The sequence below is a fragment of the Massilia oculi genome, assembly GCF_003143515.1.
Classification (GTDB): Bacteria; Pseudomonadota; Gammaproteobacteria; order Burkholderiales; family Burkholderiaceae_D; genus Telluria; species Telluria oculi.
The window spans coordinates 850,721-867,105 of sequence record NZ_CP029343.1 but is presented as its reverse complement, the minus strand read 5'-3'; the positions used below and the strand labels follow the sequence as shown (position 1 = coordinate 867,105).

Annotated in this window: 17 protein-coding genes; 7 read left to right on the top strand and 10 right to left on the bottom strand. The window is 67.5% G+C overall.

The window, feature by feature from the left end; all coding sequences use genetic code 11:
- The first annotated feature begins 95 nt into the window (after positions 1 to 95).
- On the top strand, positions 96 to 398 hold the full coding sequence (locus tag DIR46_RS04015; protein ID WP_109344088.1) for a 2Fe-2S iron-sulfur cluster-binding protein: 303 nt from the start codon (positions 96 to 98) through the stop codon (positions 396 to 398).
- A gap of 5 nt (positions 399 to 403) precedes the next feature.
- Here the strand turns inward: DIR46_RS04015 and DIR46_RS04010 are convergent, their stop codons facing one another.
- The gene (locus DIR46_RS04010) at positions 404 to 1,435 is read right to left on the bottom strand and encodes a GlxA family transcriptional regulator (protein ID WP_109344087.1); all 1,032 of its coding nucleotides are present in this window, start codon (positions 1,433 to 1,435) and stop codon (positions 404 to 406) included.
- 149 nt (positions 1,436 to 1,584) lie between these two features.
- On the opposite strand from DIR46_RS04010, the gene DIR46_RS04005 reads away from it, so the two are divergent.
- Positions 1,585 to 2,691: an S-(hydroxymethyl)glutathione dehydrogenase/class III alcohol dehydrogenase gene (locus tag DIR46_RS04005; protein ID WP_109344086.1), complete on the top strand. Its 1,107-nt coding sequence runs from the start codon at positions 1,585 to 1,587 to the stop codon at positions 2,689 to 2,691.
- A gap of 10 nt (positions 2,692 to 2,701) precedes the next feature.
- On the opposite strand, the gene DIR46_RS04000 is transcribed toward DIR46_RS04005, so the two are convergent.
- Both DIR46_RS04000 and DIR46_RS03995 read right to left on the bottom strand, forming a co-directional pair.
- Positions 2,702 to 3,709, bottom strand: a complete 1,008-nt coding sequence (locus DIR46_RS04000; protein WP_109347893.1) for a Kelch repeat-containing protein — start codon at positions 3,707 to 3,709, stop codon at positions 2,702 to 2,704.
- A 17-nt stretch (positions 3,710 to 3,726) separates the two neighbouring features.
- Positions 3,727 to 4,620 carry an alpha/beta hydrolase gene (locus DIR46_RS03995; RefSeq protein WP_109344085.1) on the bottom strand — a complete coding sequence of 298 codons (894 nt, stop codon included), beginning with the start codon at positions 4,618 to 4,620 and terminating at the stop codon, positions 3,727 to 3,729.
- Between the two features lie 209 nt (positions 4,621 to 4,829).
- Here DIR46_RS03995 and DIR46_RS03990 point away from each other — a divergent pair, with 209 nt between their 5' ends.
- Positions 4,830 to 5,036: a hypothetical protein gene (locus DIR46_RS03990; RefSeq protein ID WP_109344084.1), complete on the top strand. Its 207-nt coding sequence runs from the start codon at positions 4,830 to 4,832 to the stop codon at positions 5,034 to 5,036.
- A gap of 15 nt (positions 5,037 to 5,051) precedes the next feature.
- Here DIR46_RS03990 and DIR46_RS03985 read toward each other — a convergent pair whose 3' ends face one another.
- Complete coding sequence (locus DIR46_RS03985) at positions 5,052 to 5,297, bottom strand: hypothetical protein (protein ID WP_109344083.1); 246 nt, start codon at positions 5,295 to 5,297, stop codon at positions 5,052 to 5,054.
- A 188-nt stretch (positions 5,298 to 5,485) separates the two neighbouring features.
- Between DIR46_RS03985 and DIR46_RS26925 the strand changes: the two genes are divergently transcribed.
- Both DIR46_RS26925 and DIR46_RS03980 read left to right on the top strand, forming a co-directional pair.
- A complete protein-coding gene (locus DIR46_RS26925; RefSeq protein WP_205289071.1) occupies positions 5,486 to 5,623 on the top strand; it encodes a hypothetical protein in 138 nt (45 codons plus the stop codon).
- Between the two features lie 59 nt (positions 5,624 to 5,682).
- Entirely contained in the window at positions 5,683 to 6,054 is a 372-nt protein-coding gene (locus DIR46_RS03980) for a hypothetical protein (RefSeq protein ID WP_109344082.1), read from the top strand.
- A gap of 22 nt (positions 6,055 to 6,076) precedes the next feature.
- On the opposite strand, the gene DIR46_RS03975 is transcribed toward DIR46_RS03980, so the two are convergent.
- The 6 genes from DIR46_RS03975 to DIR46_RS03950 all read right to left on the bottom strand — a co-directional run bounded on the left by DIR46_RS03975 (position 6,077) and on the right by DIR46_RS03950 (position 14,169).
- Positions 6,077 to 6,298 (bottom strand): hypothetical protein, encoded by a 222-nt coding sequence (locus DIR46_RS03975; protein WP_109344081.1) that lies wholly within the window; start codon positions 6,296 to 6,298, stop codon positions 6,077 to 6,079.
- A 138-nt stretch (positions 6,299 to 6,436) separates the two neighbouring features.
- Positions 6,437 to 9,268 carry a bifunctional diguanylate cyclase/phosphodiesterase gene (locus tag DIR46_RS03970; protein WP_109344080.1) on the bottom strand — a complete coding sequence of 944 codons (2,832 nt, stop codon included), beginning with the start codon at positions 9,266 to 9,268 and terminating at the stop codon, positions 6,437 to 6,439.
- 146 nt (positions 9,269 to 9,414) lie between these two features.
- The gene (locus DIR46_RS03965; RefSeq protein ID WP_109344079.1) at positions 9,415 to 10,191 is read right to left on the bottom strand and encodes a spermine/spermidine synthase domain-containing protein; all 777 of its coding nucleotides are present in this window, start codon (positions 10,189 to 10,191) and stop codon (positions 9,415 to 9,417) included.
- 193 nt (positions 10,192 to 10,384) lie between these two features.
- On the bottom strand, positions 10,385 to 11,899 hold the full coding sequence (locus tag DIR46_RS03960) for a CitMHS family transporter (RefSeq protein ID WP_109344078.1): 1,515 nt from the start codon (positions 11,897 to 11,899) through the stop codon (positions 10,385 to 10,387).
- A gap of 151 nt (positions 11,900 to 12,050) precedes the next feature.
- The gene (locus DIR46_RS03955; RefSeq protein ID WP_109344077.1) at positions 12,051 to 13,478 is read right to left on the bottom strand and encodes a sensor histidine kinase; all 1,428 of its coding nucleotides are present in this window, start codon (positions 13,476 to 13,478) and stop codon (positions 12,051 to 12,053) included.
- A gap of 4 nt (positions 13,479 to 13,482) precedes the next feature.
- Positions 13,483 to 14,169, bottom strand: a complete 687-nt coding sequence (locus DIR46_RS03950; RefSeq protein WP_109344076.1) for a response regulator — start codon at positions 14,167 to 14,169, stop codon at positions 13,483 to 13,485.
- Positions 14,170 to 14,292: 123 nt separating this feature from the next.
- On the opposite strand from DIR46_RS03950, the gene DIR46_RS03945 reads away from it, so the two are divergent.
- Together DIR46_RS03945 and DIR46_RS03940 are read left to right on the top strand one after the other, a co-directional pair.
- Positions 14,293 to 15,366 carry a porin gene (locus tag DIR46_RS03945; RefSeq protein WP_109344075.1) on the top strand — a complete coding sequence of 358 codons (1,074 nt, stop codon included), beginning with the start codon at positions 14,293 to 14,295 and terminating at the stop codon, positions 15,364 to 15,366.
- Between the two features lie 34 nt (positions 15,367 to 15,400).
- Positions 15,401 to 16,381 carry a tripartite tricarboxylate transporter substrate binding protein gene (locus DIR46_RS03940; protein ID WP_109344074.1) on the top strand — a complete coding sequence of 327 codons (981 nt, stop codon included), beginning with the start codon at positions 15,401 to 15,403 and terminating at the stop codon, positions 16,379 to 16,381.
- The last annotated feature ends 4 nt before the right edge of the window (positions 16,382 to 16,385 follow it).

Genomic DNA, 16,385 nt, shown 5'->3' with positions numbered 1-16,385 from the left:
CCTTAGCGTAATGACATGAATCAACCGGGTCTGTGCGTGAACGAACTCTTCAATCTTGTCCGGTTTGTTCCGCCCGGCGCTACAATCGACCCACCATGCCGACAATCATTCATACCGTCACCGTCGTGCCCCTCGACGCCAGTTTTTCTGTGCAAAAAGATGCGACCCTGCTGCAGGCGCTGGAGGCAGCCGGGCTCGATGCGCCCAGCTCATGCCGTAATGGCACTTGCCGCACCTGTATTTGCCGACTGCAGGCAGGCACGGTGGCCTATGCCATCGAATGGCCCGGCCTGTCCTTCGACGAACAACGCGAAGGGTATATTTTGCCTTGTGTGGCGCTGGCGCGCAGCGATCTGGTGGTTGACATGCCACTGGCCCGGCGCGTGCAATTCGATTGAGCCCGTCAGGCTACGCCGTCCAGGCCGGTTGTGGCGAAACGCTCGCGATATACTTTCGGTGCGATGCCGAGTTTCTTCATGAACACCCGCCGCATATGCGCCTCGTCGCTGAAGCAGGCGCGCGCCGCCACGGTCTTGACTGGCAGCGCAATGTCGGCCAGCAGGTGGGTGGCCCGCTCGAAGCGGCTGGCCTCGATGAACTCCTGGGCGCTCAGGCCGACCTCTTGCTGGAACACCCGGGCGAAGTGGCGCTCGCTCATCATCGCCCGGGCGGCCAGTTGCGCCGTCGTAAAGCGTTGGTGCAGGTTGTCCAGGATCCAGTTCTGCAGTTCGCGGATGTTCGGCCGCGCAGTGCGTTCGCTCTTGAGGTAGGAACTGAACTGCGACTGGCCGCCGGGGCGTTTCAGGTAGACCACCATCTCGGTGGCCACCTCGAGTGCCAGGTCGCGGCCGAAATCTTCCTCGACCAGGGCCAGCGCCAGGTCCATGCCGGCGGTGACGCCGGCCGAGGTCCACAGCTTGCCGTCGCGGATGAAGATCGCATCGGCCTCGACCGCGATGGCGGGATAGTCGGCCTGCAGGCGATCGGCCACGCTCCAGTGGGTGGTGGCGCGCTTGCCGTCGAGCACCCCGGCGGCGGCGAGGAAGAAGGCGCCCGAGCACAGCGACGCCAGGCGTTCGATGCGGGGGCAGGCCGCCGCCACCCAGTCGACGATCGCGGCGCCGTCCGCCAGCGCGGCATCGATGTGGCGCGCGCCGACCACGATCGCGCTGTCGGGCAGGGCCAGCGTGTTCAGTACCTTGGTCGCCTCGAGCGACATCAGGGTGTCCGACCGCACGGGACCGGAGCGGCTTGCCGCGATGCGCACGTCGTAGCCGGGCGGGTGGCCATGCCGCGCGAGATGCAGGTTGGCGTACTCGAACACCGACATCGGCCCGATCGCCTCCATCGCCTTGAAGCCGGGGTAAACCACGATGTCGACGGTTCGGGTGCGTTCTGTGCTGGCCTCGATGGCGGGTGGGGTCGTGCTGCTCATGCGCCATTGTCGCCGCCGCGGCCGGCAAAATCCAGTCTTCATGCAGCAAATTCCTGCCAATTTCTTGCCCCTCCATCCATGGTGGGGGACGGAGGGCGCATACTGCGGGCAGATCACATCCAATCTTATTAACGCAAGCAAGGATCACCATGAAAACCAAAGCAGCCGTCGCATGGCAGGCGGGCCAGCCGCTGACGATCGAGGAAGTGGACCTGCAAGGCCCGCGCGAAGGCGAGGTGCTGGTCGAGCTGAAGGCCACCGGCATCTGCCACACCGATTACTACACGCTGTCGGGCGCCGATCCCGAGGGCCTGTTCCCGGCCATCCTGGGCCACGAGGGCGCTGGCGTCGTGGTCGACGTCGGCCCGGGCGTGACCACCCTGAAGAAGGACGACCACGTCATTCCGCTGTACACGCCGGAGTGCCGCCAGTGCAAGTTCTGCCTGTCGCGCAAGACCAATCTGTGCCAGGCGATCCGCTCCACCCAGGGACGCGGCCTGATGCCCGACGCCACCTCGCGCTTCTCGCTGGACGGCAAGCCGCTGTTTCACTACATGGGGACGTCGACCTTCTCGAACTACATCGTGGTGCCCGAAATCGCGCTGGCGAAGATCCGCAGCGACGCGCCGTTCGACAAGGTCTGCTACATCGGCTGCGGCGTCACCACCGGCGTCGGCGCGGTGCTGTTCTCGGCCAAGGTGGAAGCCGGCGCCAATGTGGTCGTGTTCGGGCTTGGCGGCATCGGCCTGAACGTGATCCAGGCCGCGAAGATGGTCGGCGCCGACAAGATCATCGGCGTCGACATCAATCCGGCCCGCGAAGCCATGGCGCGCAAGTTCGGCATGACCGATTTCATCAATCCGAACGAGGTCGCCAACGTGGTGGACCAAATAGTGCAGCTGACCGACGGCGGCGCCGACTACAGCTTCGAATGCGTCGGCAACACCACGCTGATGCGCCAGGCGCTCGAATGCACCCACAAAGGCTGGGGCCAGTCCTTCATCATCGGCGTGGCCGCCGCCGGCCAGGAGATTTCCACCCGCCCGTTCCAGCTGGTGACCGGGCGCGAATGGAAGGGCTCGGCCTTCGGCGGCGCCCGCGGCCGCACCGACGTGCCGAAGATCGTCGACTGGTACATGGAGGGCAAGTTGAACATCGACGACCTGATCACCCACCGCATGCCGCTCGAACGCATCAATGAAGGCTTCGACCTGATGAAGAGCGGCGAATCGATCCGCTCGGTGGTGCTTTACTGACGAACGCGGATCAGTCGGCCGGCAGCGCCAGCGCTTCGTGCGCGGCGCTGGCCGCGACCCCGACCTTTTCTCCGCCACCCATCAGATAGACGCGGTTGCCGACCACCGCCGCACCGTGGCCATGACGCGGCGTCGGCATGGCCGGCAGTGCCGACCAGCGGTCGCTTGCCGGGTCGTAGACCCAGGATTCGGCGAACACCTTGGCGTGCGGGACGAACTGCTCGCCGCCGAACACATACAGTTTTCCACCGTGGGCGGCCGCCGCCAGGCCGCCCTGGGCCAGCGGCATGGGCGAGCGGGTTTCCCAGCGGTCGCTGGCCGGGTCATACACCTCCAGGGTCGCCACATTGACCGGCCGCGACCTGCCGTCGGCCTGCGCGACCATCCGGCGCCCGCCCACGACGTAGATCCTGTTGTCGATCACGGCGCCGGCCGCGCTATTGCGCGCGCTGGGGGCGTCGGCGATGCGGGACCAGAGGCCCGTGCGTGGGTCCAGGGCCTCGGCCCGATTGGTGTCGGCGTGTTCGCTGATGTGGCTTGCTTCCGGGCTGGTCGGGATGCGGCCGCCGATGAAATAGATCTTGCCTTCCACGCTTGCGACCACGCCTTCCGCCCGCGCTTGCGGCAGCGACGGGCCGCTCGACCAGCGGTCGGTTTTCGGATCGTAGACGAACACCGAGGCGTGGGCGCGCCAGTCCGGAATCGCGCCGGAGAAGCCGCCGATGCCGTAGATCCTGCCGCCGGCCGCGGCCAGGGCGATGTGGTGGCGGGCTTCGGGCAGCGGCGCCAGCTTGATCCAGCGGTTCGCTTGCGCGTCATAGCTTTCGAAGAGATCGGACAAGCCCGGCGCCGCACTCAGGATGCCGCCGGCCACGTAGATCTTGTCGTCCAGGACAGTCGGATAGATTTCCTGGCGCGCCAGCGAGGCGTCGGCCACGCGCGACCAGGACTGCGCCAGGACGGCATGGGAAGCGGCGAGCATGCCCATCGCCAGCAGTGCCGGCACGATCGGTTTCAAGATGGGGACTCCCTGGATCATCGTTGGATGGCGAGCGCCTGTTCGATCACCCGCAGCACTTGCGGCCAGGCGGGCGAGGTCGCCGCCACTTCGTCGTAGTGGCTGGCGTCCGGCAAGATCACGACCTCGGCCTTGTCTCCGGCCGCTGTTGCCCGCGCCGCGTAGTCGTGGGCCACGCGCGGCGGAGAAATCGTGTCGAGCGCGCCCGTCACGAGCCAGGTGCGGCTGCCGTTGGGCATCAGGTCGGCGGCATTGGTGTCGGCCAGCACGTCCGTCCGTTCGGGGCTCGGCGTGCCGGCCAGTTGCGCGATGTCGCGGTCGCAGCTGGACTTGATCAGCGCCGCCTCGTGGCGCAGGTCGGCCAGGCCGCCCAGGCTGACGATGCGGTCGACCTTCAGGCCATCGGGGTGGTAGAGGGGGCTGCCGGCGGGGATGCGCGACCGGCCCGCGATCCACTGCACCAGCTGGCCGCCGGCCGAATGGCCGACCGCGACGATGCGCCCCAGGTCCAGCTTGTGCGCCGGGGCATTGGCGGCGAGCAGGTCGAGCGCCGCGTGCATGTCGAGGTACATGCCGGGATAGCCGCCGCCTTCCTCGTCGACACGCCGGTATTCGACGTTCCAGACGGCGATGCCGCGCGCGGCCAGGGCGCCGGCCATGTTGCGGAACTGCGTGATGCCGCCGAACTTGCTGGTCCAGCAGCCGCCATGCACCAGCACCGCCACCGGGAACGGTCCGGCGCCCTGCGGCACGAACAGTTCGGCGTATTGCGAGGGAGCGGGGCCGTAGGCGAGCTTGGCGCTCGGAGCGGGGCCGCTCAGGGCCAGGTAGTCGTCGAGTTTCATGGGGGCGGCGTGGGCGTTCAGGAGCGCGCCGAGCAGGAGGACTGGAAGCAGGCTGGACAGGCGCATGGCAAGTGTTGCCGAAGTGGATAAAACGCCACTATAGCCGAGATGTTCTTGCTGCGGGACATTGCACTGGTGGTGGACCAATCGAAAAACCTGGCTGCTCCATCCGTGCTAGTCTGCGCACGAATGCACTACAGGCAACCGCGTTGCCTTCCATGTCATCGCGCGCCGGCCGGCATCGCCGCGGCGCGCGTCCAAGCTGAGAGGCCCATATGAGCGAACGACAGTCGTACGAATCCAGGCAAGCGCGCCAACGCGACCGCGTTGGCCAGCACTTCCATTCCACGCCCGATCCGGAATTTCCGGGAGAACCGCCGCCACCGCCAGCGCAGCCGCCGGTACCGGACGACGTCCCCGACCCGGTCAACGCCCCGGTCGAGGAACCCCGCCTGCCCGAACCGCCGATCCGCGCCAGTTAGGCGCTTCGTCCCGGCTTACAGGCCGGGCGTCCCCTGGCGGTTGCCTTCCGGCGCACCGCCGCCGCCTTCATTACCTTCCTTGCCGCCATGCGGCGCGTCCTCGTCGGACTGGCGGTTCGACGGGGGCAGGGATGGGATGCCGCGAATCATCTCATCGGTTTCATGCTGTCCCGGAGAACGTTCGCCGCTCCCGATGTCCGCTTCGTCGTACATCACGCGGCCCTTGTTCTTGGGATCGATACTGGGCGTCGGGTGGTTCATGCTGTGCTCCGCTAAAGTTGTCAATGTCGTACGATCCTAACAGGCAGCCCGCAGTCCCGGCGCGCGGCAGGAAGCCGCCTATGGTGTTGCTTTTTCGTCGCCCGAAACGCGGGTGTGCTCGCTGTCACACAGCGGCAACGGTGCGCTTTCTATAATGAGCTTGTAACTATAAAAAGCAGGAGGAGACGATGGGTTCGACCTTGTACAACAAGATTTACCTGGGCCGCCGCCCGCTGCTGGGATCCGCCCATGGCCGGCTGGCGCTGGTGCTGGGGGTGATTGCCGGGGCCGGGATCGGCTGGTACGCGCTGCGGTCGCTGCGCTGAAGGTTGCCGCGACGGGCCGGGGCGCGTACCATGCGCCCTTTGCTTAATTGAATGCGGTAATGAAAAACGAAAAGCTGACGACGGACGAGTACGACGCGCTGGAACTGGTGCGCCGTGGTGGCAAGCAGAACCTGGCCACGGCCTGCGTCGGGCGCAACACCAAGCGCCTGTGCGGCATCAAGCTGATGTCCCTCGGCCGCGACAAGCGGCTGGCCCTCACCGAAAAGGGCGAAGAAGTGCTGTTCCTGCGCCGCTGCGTGCTGGGCCTGCGCGCGCTGGCGCAAGACCCGATGGCGGCGGTCGACGAAGACGTGCTGCGCTTTTTGGGCCGCAAATCGCATATCCTGCCGCTCGAGGCGGGTGGCCATGCGCTCAGTGAGCGCGGACGCGAATCGCTGGCCGACATCGACCAGCAGGAAGAACGCCGCTGATCTCCAGCGGTGGCGCCGGCGCCTAGCTCGCGCGCCGCAGCTTCGGATAGACCAGCGCCCGCACCGCCACCTCGGCCGGCACGTTCATCGTGGCCAGGAACTCCGCCGCGCGTACCAGGCCGAGCGTCGGGATCGAGGCTATCGCCTGGTTCACCAGGTCGCGGGTGCGACCGTCCACGCGCTGGCTGTGGCCCGCCTGCACGCCGGCCGCGCTTGCCGCGTCAGGCGTCTCGTCGATCATCATGGTTCGTTCTCCGTCAGTGCAAAATTGGCACGGGTATTGGACGTCCGCCGATATGCAAATGGCTATGGAAATGTTTTCGAGAAGGCAATTTTCATGCTTCCCGGATAGGGTCGGCGCGACGTGGCCCCGGCGACGGTTTCAGGCGGGCAGCGGCGCTTCCTGTTCGAGCGCCGGCGCCGGCAGCGCACGGCGCTGGCGCAGCAGCTGCTCGAATTCAGGGGCCGCCAGCGGCTTGCTGAAGTAATAGCCCTGCATCTCGTCGCAGCCGTGGCTGCGCAGGTAGTCGAGCTGTTCCGGCGTTTCCACGCCCTCGGCGATCACCGCCAGCTTCAGGTTGTGGGCCAGCGCGATGATCGAGGTCACGATCGCGGCGTCGTTGGCGTCGTGCGTGATGTCGGCCACGAAGGAGCGGTCGATCTTGAGCACGTCGATCGGGAAGCGCGACAGGTAGGAGAAGCTCGAGTAGCCGGTGCCGAAGTCGTCGATGGACAGGTTCACCCCAAGCGCCTTCATCCGGTGCAGCAGTTCCACCGCCGGCGTGACGTCGCTCATGAACAGGCTTTCGGTCAGCTCGATCTCCAGGCAGGCCGGGTCCAGGCCGGTATCGTTCAGCGTCGACTCCAGGCTTTCCAGCAGGTCGGGCGCGCCGAACTGGCGCGCCGACAGGTTCACCGCCACCCGCAGGCGCGGCAAGCCCGCGTCCTGCCAGGACTTGTTCTGGGCGCAGGCGGTGCGCATCACCCAGGCCCCGATCTGGACGATCAGGCCGGTCTCCTCGGCCACGCCGACGAAGCGGCTCGGCGGCACCATGCCCAGCTCCGGATGGTTCCAGCGGATCAGCGCTTCCATGCCCACGATCTGGCCGCTCTTGAGGTCGACCTGTGGCTGGTAGTGCAGCACGAATTCATTGCGTTCGAGGGCATTCCTCAGCGCGCTCTCGATGCGCACCCGCTCCTGAGACTCTTCGTTCATCGCCGGGGTATAGAACTGGAAGTTGTTCCGGCCCAGCTTCTTGGCGCGGTACATGGCGATGTCGGCATGTTCGATCAGGTTGTCGCTCGACGTGCCTGCGCTTGGATACACCGCCACGCCGATCGAGCAGGTGACGAAGAACTCCTTGTTGCCGAGCATGACCGGCTGGGCCACCGCATCCATCACCCGCTGCACGATGGCCGGATCGAGCAGCTCGTCGGCGTGCTCGTTGAGGATCGCCACGAATTCGTCGCCGGACAGGCGCGCCACGGTGTCGGCATCGCGCAGCGACGAGCGCAGGCGCGCCGCCACCGTCACCAGCAGCACGTCGCCGGCCTTGTGGCCCATGCTGTCGTTGACGAACTTGAAGCGGTCGAGATCGATCAGCATCACCCAGACCGGACGGCCGCTGCGGTTGGCGTAGGCGATCGCCTGGCCCAGGCGGTCCTGCAGCAGCGAGCGGTTGGGCAGGCCGGTCAGCACGTCGTGCTGGGCCACGTGGTGCACGCGCTGTTCGGTCAGCTTGCGTTCGGTGATGTCGCTGCCGGTGCCGCGGTAACCCTGCAACACGCCTTCGTCGTCGAAGACGGGCTGGCCGTTCACGCAGAACCAGCGGGTGTCGCCGTGGTCGTCGACCACCTGGTATTCGAGGTTGGCGAAGGCCTCATGCGCCTGCATCTTGGCCAGGTGCTCGCGTCCGCTCTCGTTGTCGAGCAGGCCCGGCACGTACTCCCAACGCGTCTTGCCGAGCAGGCCCTGGACCGCGACGCCCGACTTTTCGGTGAAGCCGCCGGTGATCATCGTGAAGCGGAAATCCTGGTCCTGCTCCCAGTACCAGTCGGACGACATCGCGACCAGATGGCGGAAGCGCTGCTCGCTTTGCAGCAGCGCCTTTTCGGCGCGCTCGCGCGCGGCCATGTCCTCGATCAGGCGGCGGTTGCTGCGGCGCAGGTCCGACGTGCGCTGGCGCACCAGTTGCTGCACCTTGCGCGCACGCATCCCCGCCGACTGGACGAAGGCGGTGCCAAGCAGGGTCACCAGGATGCCGCCCACCAGCAGCGCCACCGAGGCCATGTGGTCGGGCAGGAAGGGGCGTGGCGCGGCGGCGACCTCGACCCGCCATGGGCGTCCGCCCGCCTGCAGCACGGTAGCGCGGGCGCCATGGTCCGGCCGCAGCCAGCCGATGAGCGCCGGGCGCGCACGGGGCGCGGTGGGGCCGGTCGACATCAGCAGCGCCGCCGGGTCGGCCCGTTCGCCGGCATACACCGACACGAAGATGTCGGCCCGGTCCAGCAGGCCGGCTTCGAGCAGCGACTGGTGCACCAGTTCCTTGCCCCGCACGACGGCCGCGGTATTGCCGAGCAGCTCGCCGCGCTTGCCCAATACCGGCATGACCAGATCGAAGGCGGTGGCGCCGGTCCGCACCAGCGTGAACAGGCTGGTCGCGGTGGGCTGGCCGCTGTTCTTCGCTTCGTCGAGCGCGCTCATGAGCGATGCATCGCGGCCCAGGTCCAGGCCGAACGCGCCTTCGTTGCCAAGCATCGGTTCGACGTACTCGATCACGTGATAGCGGGCGCGCGCCGGCGCCGGCGCCAGACCGTTCGGTGTCTTCTCGGTCACGACGGCGCCCGGCCGCACGCGCTGCAGTTCGGCCTCGACCGCCGCGCGTTCATGGGCCGGCACCACCCGGTGGTAATGGAAGGCCTGGATGAAGCGGTGCCGTTCCAGCAGGCGCGAGGTGAAGTCGGCGAAGCGTTCGCGGCTGACCGGCTCGCCGTTCGAGAACAGCTGGTTGGTCACCGCCAGCACCTCGATCGCCCCGTCCATCCCCTGGCGCACCGCCGCCACCCGCTCGTCGGCGCGCTGGGCGAATGCGAGCGCCATATTGTCGTACTCGAGGTGGCTGACGCCCATGAACAGGCCGAGGGAAGCGGCCAGGCCGCCCCCCAGGGTGAGGGCCGCCGCGAGTGTTAGTGAACGGATCGGTCGGCGCGGCATCGGGTCGTATTCCTGGACTATGGTCTGGCTATGTGCGTGTGTTGACGGAAAACTGCTTGCCGGTGGGCATTAATCCGCGCAAGTGTGTCATAAACGCGATGGGCTCGCAAACGAATCCTGTCGTGCGAGACAATTCGGCCACATGTTCAGGCCCGGCGCCATGCCAGCCAGATCACCAGCAGGCGCGCCAGCAGGCGATTGCTCCAGCCGAAGCCGCGGCCCTCCCTGGACGCCATGCGGACAAGCAGCCGTTCGGCGCGGCCAGGCGCCGCGCCCGGTTGGCTGGGGCGGACCGCGAACAGGATCCGGTTATTGCCGGCGATGCGCGCGAACCAGCCAAGGCGGCCGTCGAAGGCGGCGCGCAGGCGCTGCAGCGCGCCCGCATACTGGGGATCGTAAGTAAATATGTTGGCCACCAGCACGCCGCCCGGGTGCAGTGCGCGCCGGCAGGCGGCGTAGAAGGCGCCGTCCGTCAGGGTGGAAGGCAGGCCCTGGCTGTCGAAGCCGTCGACCATGAGCACGTCGCAGCAGCCCGGCATGCGCGCCAGGTAGTCGGCCGCGTCGCAGTGCAGGATGCGCAGGCGGGCGTCGTCGGGCGGCAGGCAGAACTGGTCGCGCAGGGCGATCACGTCATCCCGGATTTCGAGCACGGTGATGCGGGCGCGCGGGAAGTGGCGGTGGCAGAATTTGGCCAGCGAGCCGCCGCCCAGGCCGACCATCACGATGTGGCGCGGATCGGGCGCGAACAGCGCGAAGCACATCATGGCGCGCGTGTATTCCAGCACCAGCGCGTTGGGCCGCGAGACCAGCATCTCGCTCTGGACCTCGCCGGGCGTGAATTCGAGGGTGCGGCGGTCGCCCTCGGTGCGGACCAGGGGCGGGCGGGTGTCGTCGGTGGCGGGGTGGTCGAGGCGAGCCGGCATGGGTGGAGTATATGCGAGCGGTGCGCCTCGGCGTCCTAAAGATCCACTCCTTCGGGGGCGGCCTTGCATTGATCGGCTCGTCGCTGAGCGTATGCAGCCAACAACAGGCAACAGCGTCGCCCCTGTGTCGAGGATGCACGCGACGTCGCCTGGCCGGGCACAGTCGCCATCGCATCCATGTCGGAAAATGACATCAGGCGCCTGACCCCATCAGCGGCACCACGCCGAAGATCACGGCCGCGACCAGCATCACCAGCGAGGCCGAGATCGACCAGATCAGGGTGTAGCGCTGGTGGTCGCCGAACTCGACCTTGCACATGCCGACCAGCAGGTAAGTCGAGGCGACCAGGGGGCTGAGCAGGTGGACCGGCTGCCCGATGACCGAGGCGCGGCCGATCTCCGCCGCCGTGATGCCATACACCTCGGCCGCCTTGGCCAGCACCGGCACCACGCCGAAATAAAAGGCGTCGTTGGAGATGAAGAAGGTGAACGGGATGCTCAGCAGGCCGGTGACGATCGCGAGATAGGGGCCCATCCATTCCGGCACCGCCGCGATCACGCTCAGGGCGATGGCGTCGACCATTTTCGTGCCCTGCAGGATGCCGACGAAGATGCCGGCCGCGAAGATCAGCGACACCACCGGCAGCACATTCGCCGCATGCGCCTCGATGCGCGCCTTTTGCGCTTCCAGGCCCGGATAGTTCACGGTGATGGCGATCGCGAAGAAGATCATGAACAGCACCGGCAGCGGCAGGGCGCCCAGCACCAGCAGCACCAGCAGCGTGACGGTCAGCAGGAAGTTCACCCAGATCAGCCCGGGGCGCGCGGTATCCGGCGAGGACACGCCGGCCGGTGGTTCGTCGCCACCGCCCGAACCGCCCGATCCGACCGTGGCCGCGGTGCCGGCATCCGCTTCGATACGGCCGGCGGCGAAGGCGCGCACATTGCCTCCGTGCGCAGCGGCGGCCGGCGCGGCGCTCCACTGGCCGGTGGTGCCGTTCATGGCGCCGGCCACCGCGAGTTCCGGAAAGGCCGGCTGCAGACTGGCCACCGGGGCCATTTTCTTGACGCTTGACTGTCCCGGCAGGCTCACGGTGCCCAGGCGCTTGCGTTCGCGCATGCCCAGTACCCAGGCCACGAACATCACCCACGCGGCGGTCACCGCCATCGCCGGGATCATCGGCACGAAGATGTCGCTCACGTCCACGCCGAGCGCAGTGGCGGCGCGCGCCGTCGGGCCGCCCCAGGGCAGGATGTTCATCACGCCGCCGGCCAGCATGATCACGCAGGCCATCGTCAGGCGGCTCATCCCCAGGCGCATGTACAGCGGCAGCATGGCCGACACGGTGATCATATAAGTGGTGGCGCCGTCGCCGTCGAGCGAGATGAACATCGCCAGCGCCGCAGTGCCGACCACGATCTTCATCGGGTCGCCCTGCACCAGTTTCAGGATGATCCGCACGATCGGGTCGAACAGGCCGGCATCGATCATGATGCCGAAATACAGGATGGCGAACATCAGCATGACGCCGGTCGGGGCCAGCGAGCGGATCCCTTCCAGCATCATCGGTCCGAGGCCGGCGCCGAAGCCGCCGATCAGGCCGAAGACGATCGGCACGACGATCAGCGCGACCAGCGCCGGCAGGCGCTTGGTCATGATCAGGAACATGAAGACGACGACCATCGAATAGGCGAGGATGGTCAGCATGTCATGCTCCGCTATAGGTAGGGAATGGCGTGGCAGGAAGGTATGACTGCGCGGCGCGCGCGAAAGCCGGCTGCTTCATGATGTCTCCGATCGTTGTCGTGAATGGGGTGGTTCCCCGTTTTCGCCAACTATAGGCCGCGCTAGCTTTCAATCAGCTTTCAGCGCGCGGCGCATCGAAGCTGACCTGGACTTCCAGGCCGCCGGCATCCGCCCGCCCGAGCGCCAGGGCGGCGCCATGCAGCGTGGCGATGTCGCGCACGATCGCCAGTCCCAGTCCGGTGCCGCCGGGATTGGCTTCCAGCGTGGCCTGGGCGCGGTAGAAGGGCATGACCACCTTGTCGATCTCGGCGTCCTGGATGCCGGGGCCGCTATCGCTCACCGCCAGCACGACACGAGCGTCGCGCCGCCCCACCCACAGCAGCACGCTGCCGCCCGCCGGGGTGTAGCGGATCGCGTTGTCGACCAGGTTCGCCACCAGTTCGTGCAGCAGCAACTCCCGGCCGACGACGGTGGTGTCGGCGTCGGCCTCGGCTTCGAGCGCCAGGTCGATGCCGTTCTGCACCGCAGGCAGGGCCAGTTCCAGGCCCACCTGGCGCGCAATGGTTGCCAGCGCCACCGGCTGCGCCGCTTCGCCGCCGCCGCCATGCTCGATGCGCGCCAGCACCAGCAGGCGGTTGGCCAGGTGGATGGCCGAGTCGGTGGTGCCGGCAATCGAGGCGACGATGGCGCGCATTGCCGCCGGATCGTCTTCGCGCAGGGCCAGCGCGGCCTGGGTCTTGAGCACCGCGAGCGGGGTGCGCAGCTGGTGCGAGGCGTCGGCGATGAAGCGGCGCTGGCTGGCGATCAGGTCCTGCATGCGCGCCATGGTGCCGTTCATGGCCGCCACCAGCGGCCGCACTTCCTTGTGCACCAGGGCCTGGTCGATGGTCGACAGGTCGGACAGCGGGCGCGTCTCGACCTCGTTCTTCAGGCGCATCAGGGGGCGCAGCACCAGGCGCACCGCGAACCACACCAGCGCCGCCACCGCCAGCACCAGCAAGGCCTGGCGCCACAGGGTGTTGAGCAGGATGTCGCGCGACAGGGCGTTGCGGGCGTCGAGCGTCTCGCCGACCTGGATCAGGGCGATGCCGCGCATCGAATCGTCGTAGACCGGCTGCAGCAGGGCCGCGATGCGCACCGGTTCGCCGTTGTAGCTGGCGTGGTAGAAGCGCACCAGGGCCGGATACAGGTCGCTGCGCGGCACGTCGGCCGGGACCGGCGGCAGGTCGTCATAGCCGCTGACGGTCTCGCCTTCGAGGCCGGTGACCTTGTAGTAGATGCGGCCCAGCGTATCGGTCTCGAAACTGTCCAGCGCCACATATGGGACGTTGGCGACCACCTTGCCGTCCCTGACTGTCACGCGCTCGGCCAGCGCGCGCGTGGACGACAGCAGCGAGCGGTCGTAGGCCACGTCGGCCGCTTCCAGCGCGTCGCGGTACAGCGACACGGCATTGAGCGCGACCAGCGCCACCAGCGGCAGGATCAGCCAGCGCAGCAGCTGCTGGCGCAGGCTGCCGAGCGGCGTGGACTCGCGCTCCATGGCCTTAACCGGCTTTTTCCTGCATCAGGTAGCCGATGCCGCGCAGGGTGACGATGGCGGCGTCGCCGCCCGGGCGCTCGAGCTTCTTGCGGATGCGGTGGATGTACAGCTCGATGGCGTCGAGATTGGCGTCGTCGCTCAGGGCGAACACTTCCTGGAACAGCTTTTCCTTCGACAGCGCGCGGCCCGGTCTGGCGATCAGCGCCTCGAGCACCGCGTGCTCGCGCGGCGTCAGCGCCAGCGGCTCGCCGCAATAGGAGAACATGCGCGAGACCGTGTCGAAGGCGAGCTGGCCGCAGCGGTGCACCAGCGCCTCGTTGCCGCTGCGCCGGCGCAGCAGCGCCTTGACGCGCGCTTCGAGTTCGGCCAGCTCGAACGGCTTGGGCAGGTAGTCGTCGGCGCCCAGGTTCAGTCCCTGCACCTTGTCTTCCAGGCCGCCGCGTGCGGTCAGGATCAGCACCGGCGTGTTTGCGCGCGCGCCGCCGCGGGCGCGCAGGCGGCGCAGCACGTCCAGGCCGTCCATGCGCGGCAGGGTCAGGTCGAGGATCACCAGCGCGTAGTCCTGGGTGTGCAGCAGGGCGTCGGCATCGGCGCCGGTGCTCGCGCATTCGACGGTCAGATGGGCGTCGCGCAGCGCCTTCGACACCCAGTGCGACAGCTCGACGTGGTCTTCAACTAGCAGGATTCTCATCGCGCCAGTGTAAGCGCAATCCCGGGGCGGTGGAAAGGGCGGGCGTTGAAAGCTAACTGAAAGCTGGCCGCGCATATAGTCGGGCGATAAAGCAGCACAACCATAACAAAATCCGGAGACACCATGAAGCAGTCGGCCCTCGCGCTCGCCGTCCTGGCAGCGCTTTCCCTGAACCATTCCGCCCACGCCCAGAGCAACGTGCAGGTCTATGGCCTGATCGATGCCGGCGTCGAGTACGTCAACCATGCCGCCGAAGACGGCGGCAAAGGTGGTGGCAACCTCGTGCGCGTGATTTCGGGCGGCAAGAACACCTCGCGCTGGGGCTTTCGCGGCAGCGAAGACCTCGGCGGCGGCCTGAAGGCGATCTGGCAGCTCGAAGGCGGCATCCTGATGGATACCGGCGAAAGCGACGGCCACGTATTCAAGCGGCAGGCCTGGGTCGGCCTGGACGGTTCGCTCGGTCGCCTCGTCATCGGCCGCTCGTTTACCACGACCTATGAACTGGTGATCAAGTTCGATCCGCTGGGCTTCGCCCCCCATTATTCCTGGGCCACCGGCGCCAGCGCCACCGGGCCGTCGAAGTATGGCATGACGACCCAGTTCGACAACCTGGTCAAGTACACGGGAAAAAGCGGCGGCTTCACCTACGGCGCCACGATCGGCCTGGGCGAGCGCTCGGGCAGCCTGGCCGAAGGCCGCAAGCTGGCAATGGGCGGCTCGTGGTTCGGCGAGGGCGGCCTGGGACTGATGGCCTCGTATGAGCGGATCAATGGCAACGCCGTCGCCGGCGTGCCCGCGCGCGACGAGACCACCGCCTACCATCTGGCGGCCGATTATCAGACCGGCAAGTGGCGATATACCGCCGGCATGCGCGGCTACAAGCTTGACGCTGCGCGCGCCAGCGCCGACCTGCGCGCCGACACGTACTGGGGCGGCATTTCGCGCACGATCGATGACGTGACCCTGACCGGCGCCATTTATCATGTCAACACGAAGGACGTCCCGGCGCTGGAAGACGCCGACCCGACGATGTTCGTCGTGCGCGGCATGCTGGCGCTGTCCAAGCGGACCACGCTCTACCTGTCGGCCGCGCATGCGAAGGCCGAGCATGGCCAGCTCGTCGGGCTGTCGCGCGACGACCCCGGTTTCGGTTCGAACCAGACCGGCATCACGGCCGGCATGCAGCATCGTTTCTGAGCCGGTCCGCCACCGCCGCCGGCATGGCGCTATCATGCGTCCCATGAGATTCGTGCACACCTTCCTCGCCATCCTGGCCCTGGCGCTGGCCGCGCCCGGCGGCGCCCAGCCGCGCGAGGCCGAATGCCTGATACCGTCCAAACCCGGCGGCGGCATGGACCTGACCTGCAAGCTGGCCCAGAAAGCCCTGCACGGCCAGCCCGGCGCGCCCGAGCTGCAGCTGAGCTACCTGCCGGGTGGCGTGGGCGCCGTGGCCTGGCACACCATCGTGTCGCAGCGCCGGGCCGAAGCGAATACCCTCGTCACCTTTTCCGGCGGTTCGGTGCTCAATCTCGCGCTGGGGAAATTCGGCGACGCCGACGTCGACGATGTGCGCTGGGTGGCGGCCTTCGGCGCCGACTATGGCATGATCGCGGTGCGCGCCGATTCGCCCTGGCAGTCGCTCGACGATTTGCTGAACGCCCTGAAGCGCGATCCCAAGAAAGTCCTGATCGGCATGTCCGGCACGGTCGGCAGCCAGGACTGGATCAAGATGGCGCTGCTGGCGCAGATGGCCGGCATCGATCCGCGCAAGATGCGCTTCGTCGCCCTCGAGGGCGGCGGCGAGCAGTTCATCGCGATGCAGGAAAACCACGTGCAGGCGGTGTCGGGCGACACCTCCGAGGCCTTGCTCCACACCGGCGCTGGCCGGGTGAGGGTGCTGGCGGTGCTGTCCGAACAGCGGCTGCCGGGTGCGCTGTCAAATGTGAAGACCGCGCGCGAGCAGGGCTACGACGTGGTCTGGCCCGTGATCCGCGGCGTATGGATGGGGCCGGACGTGCGCGAGGCCGACTACCGGCGCTGGGTGCAGGCTTTTGCCAACATGGAGGCCAGCCCCGGATTCGCCGAAAAGCAGGCCCGGGCCGGCCTGTATCCATTCTCGCTCACCGGCGACGCGCTGACGCGGTATATCAGGCAGTCGGTCGCCGGCCACCACCGCCAGGCGCGCCAGTTCAAGCTCTTGCGCGAACGTTAGCCGC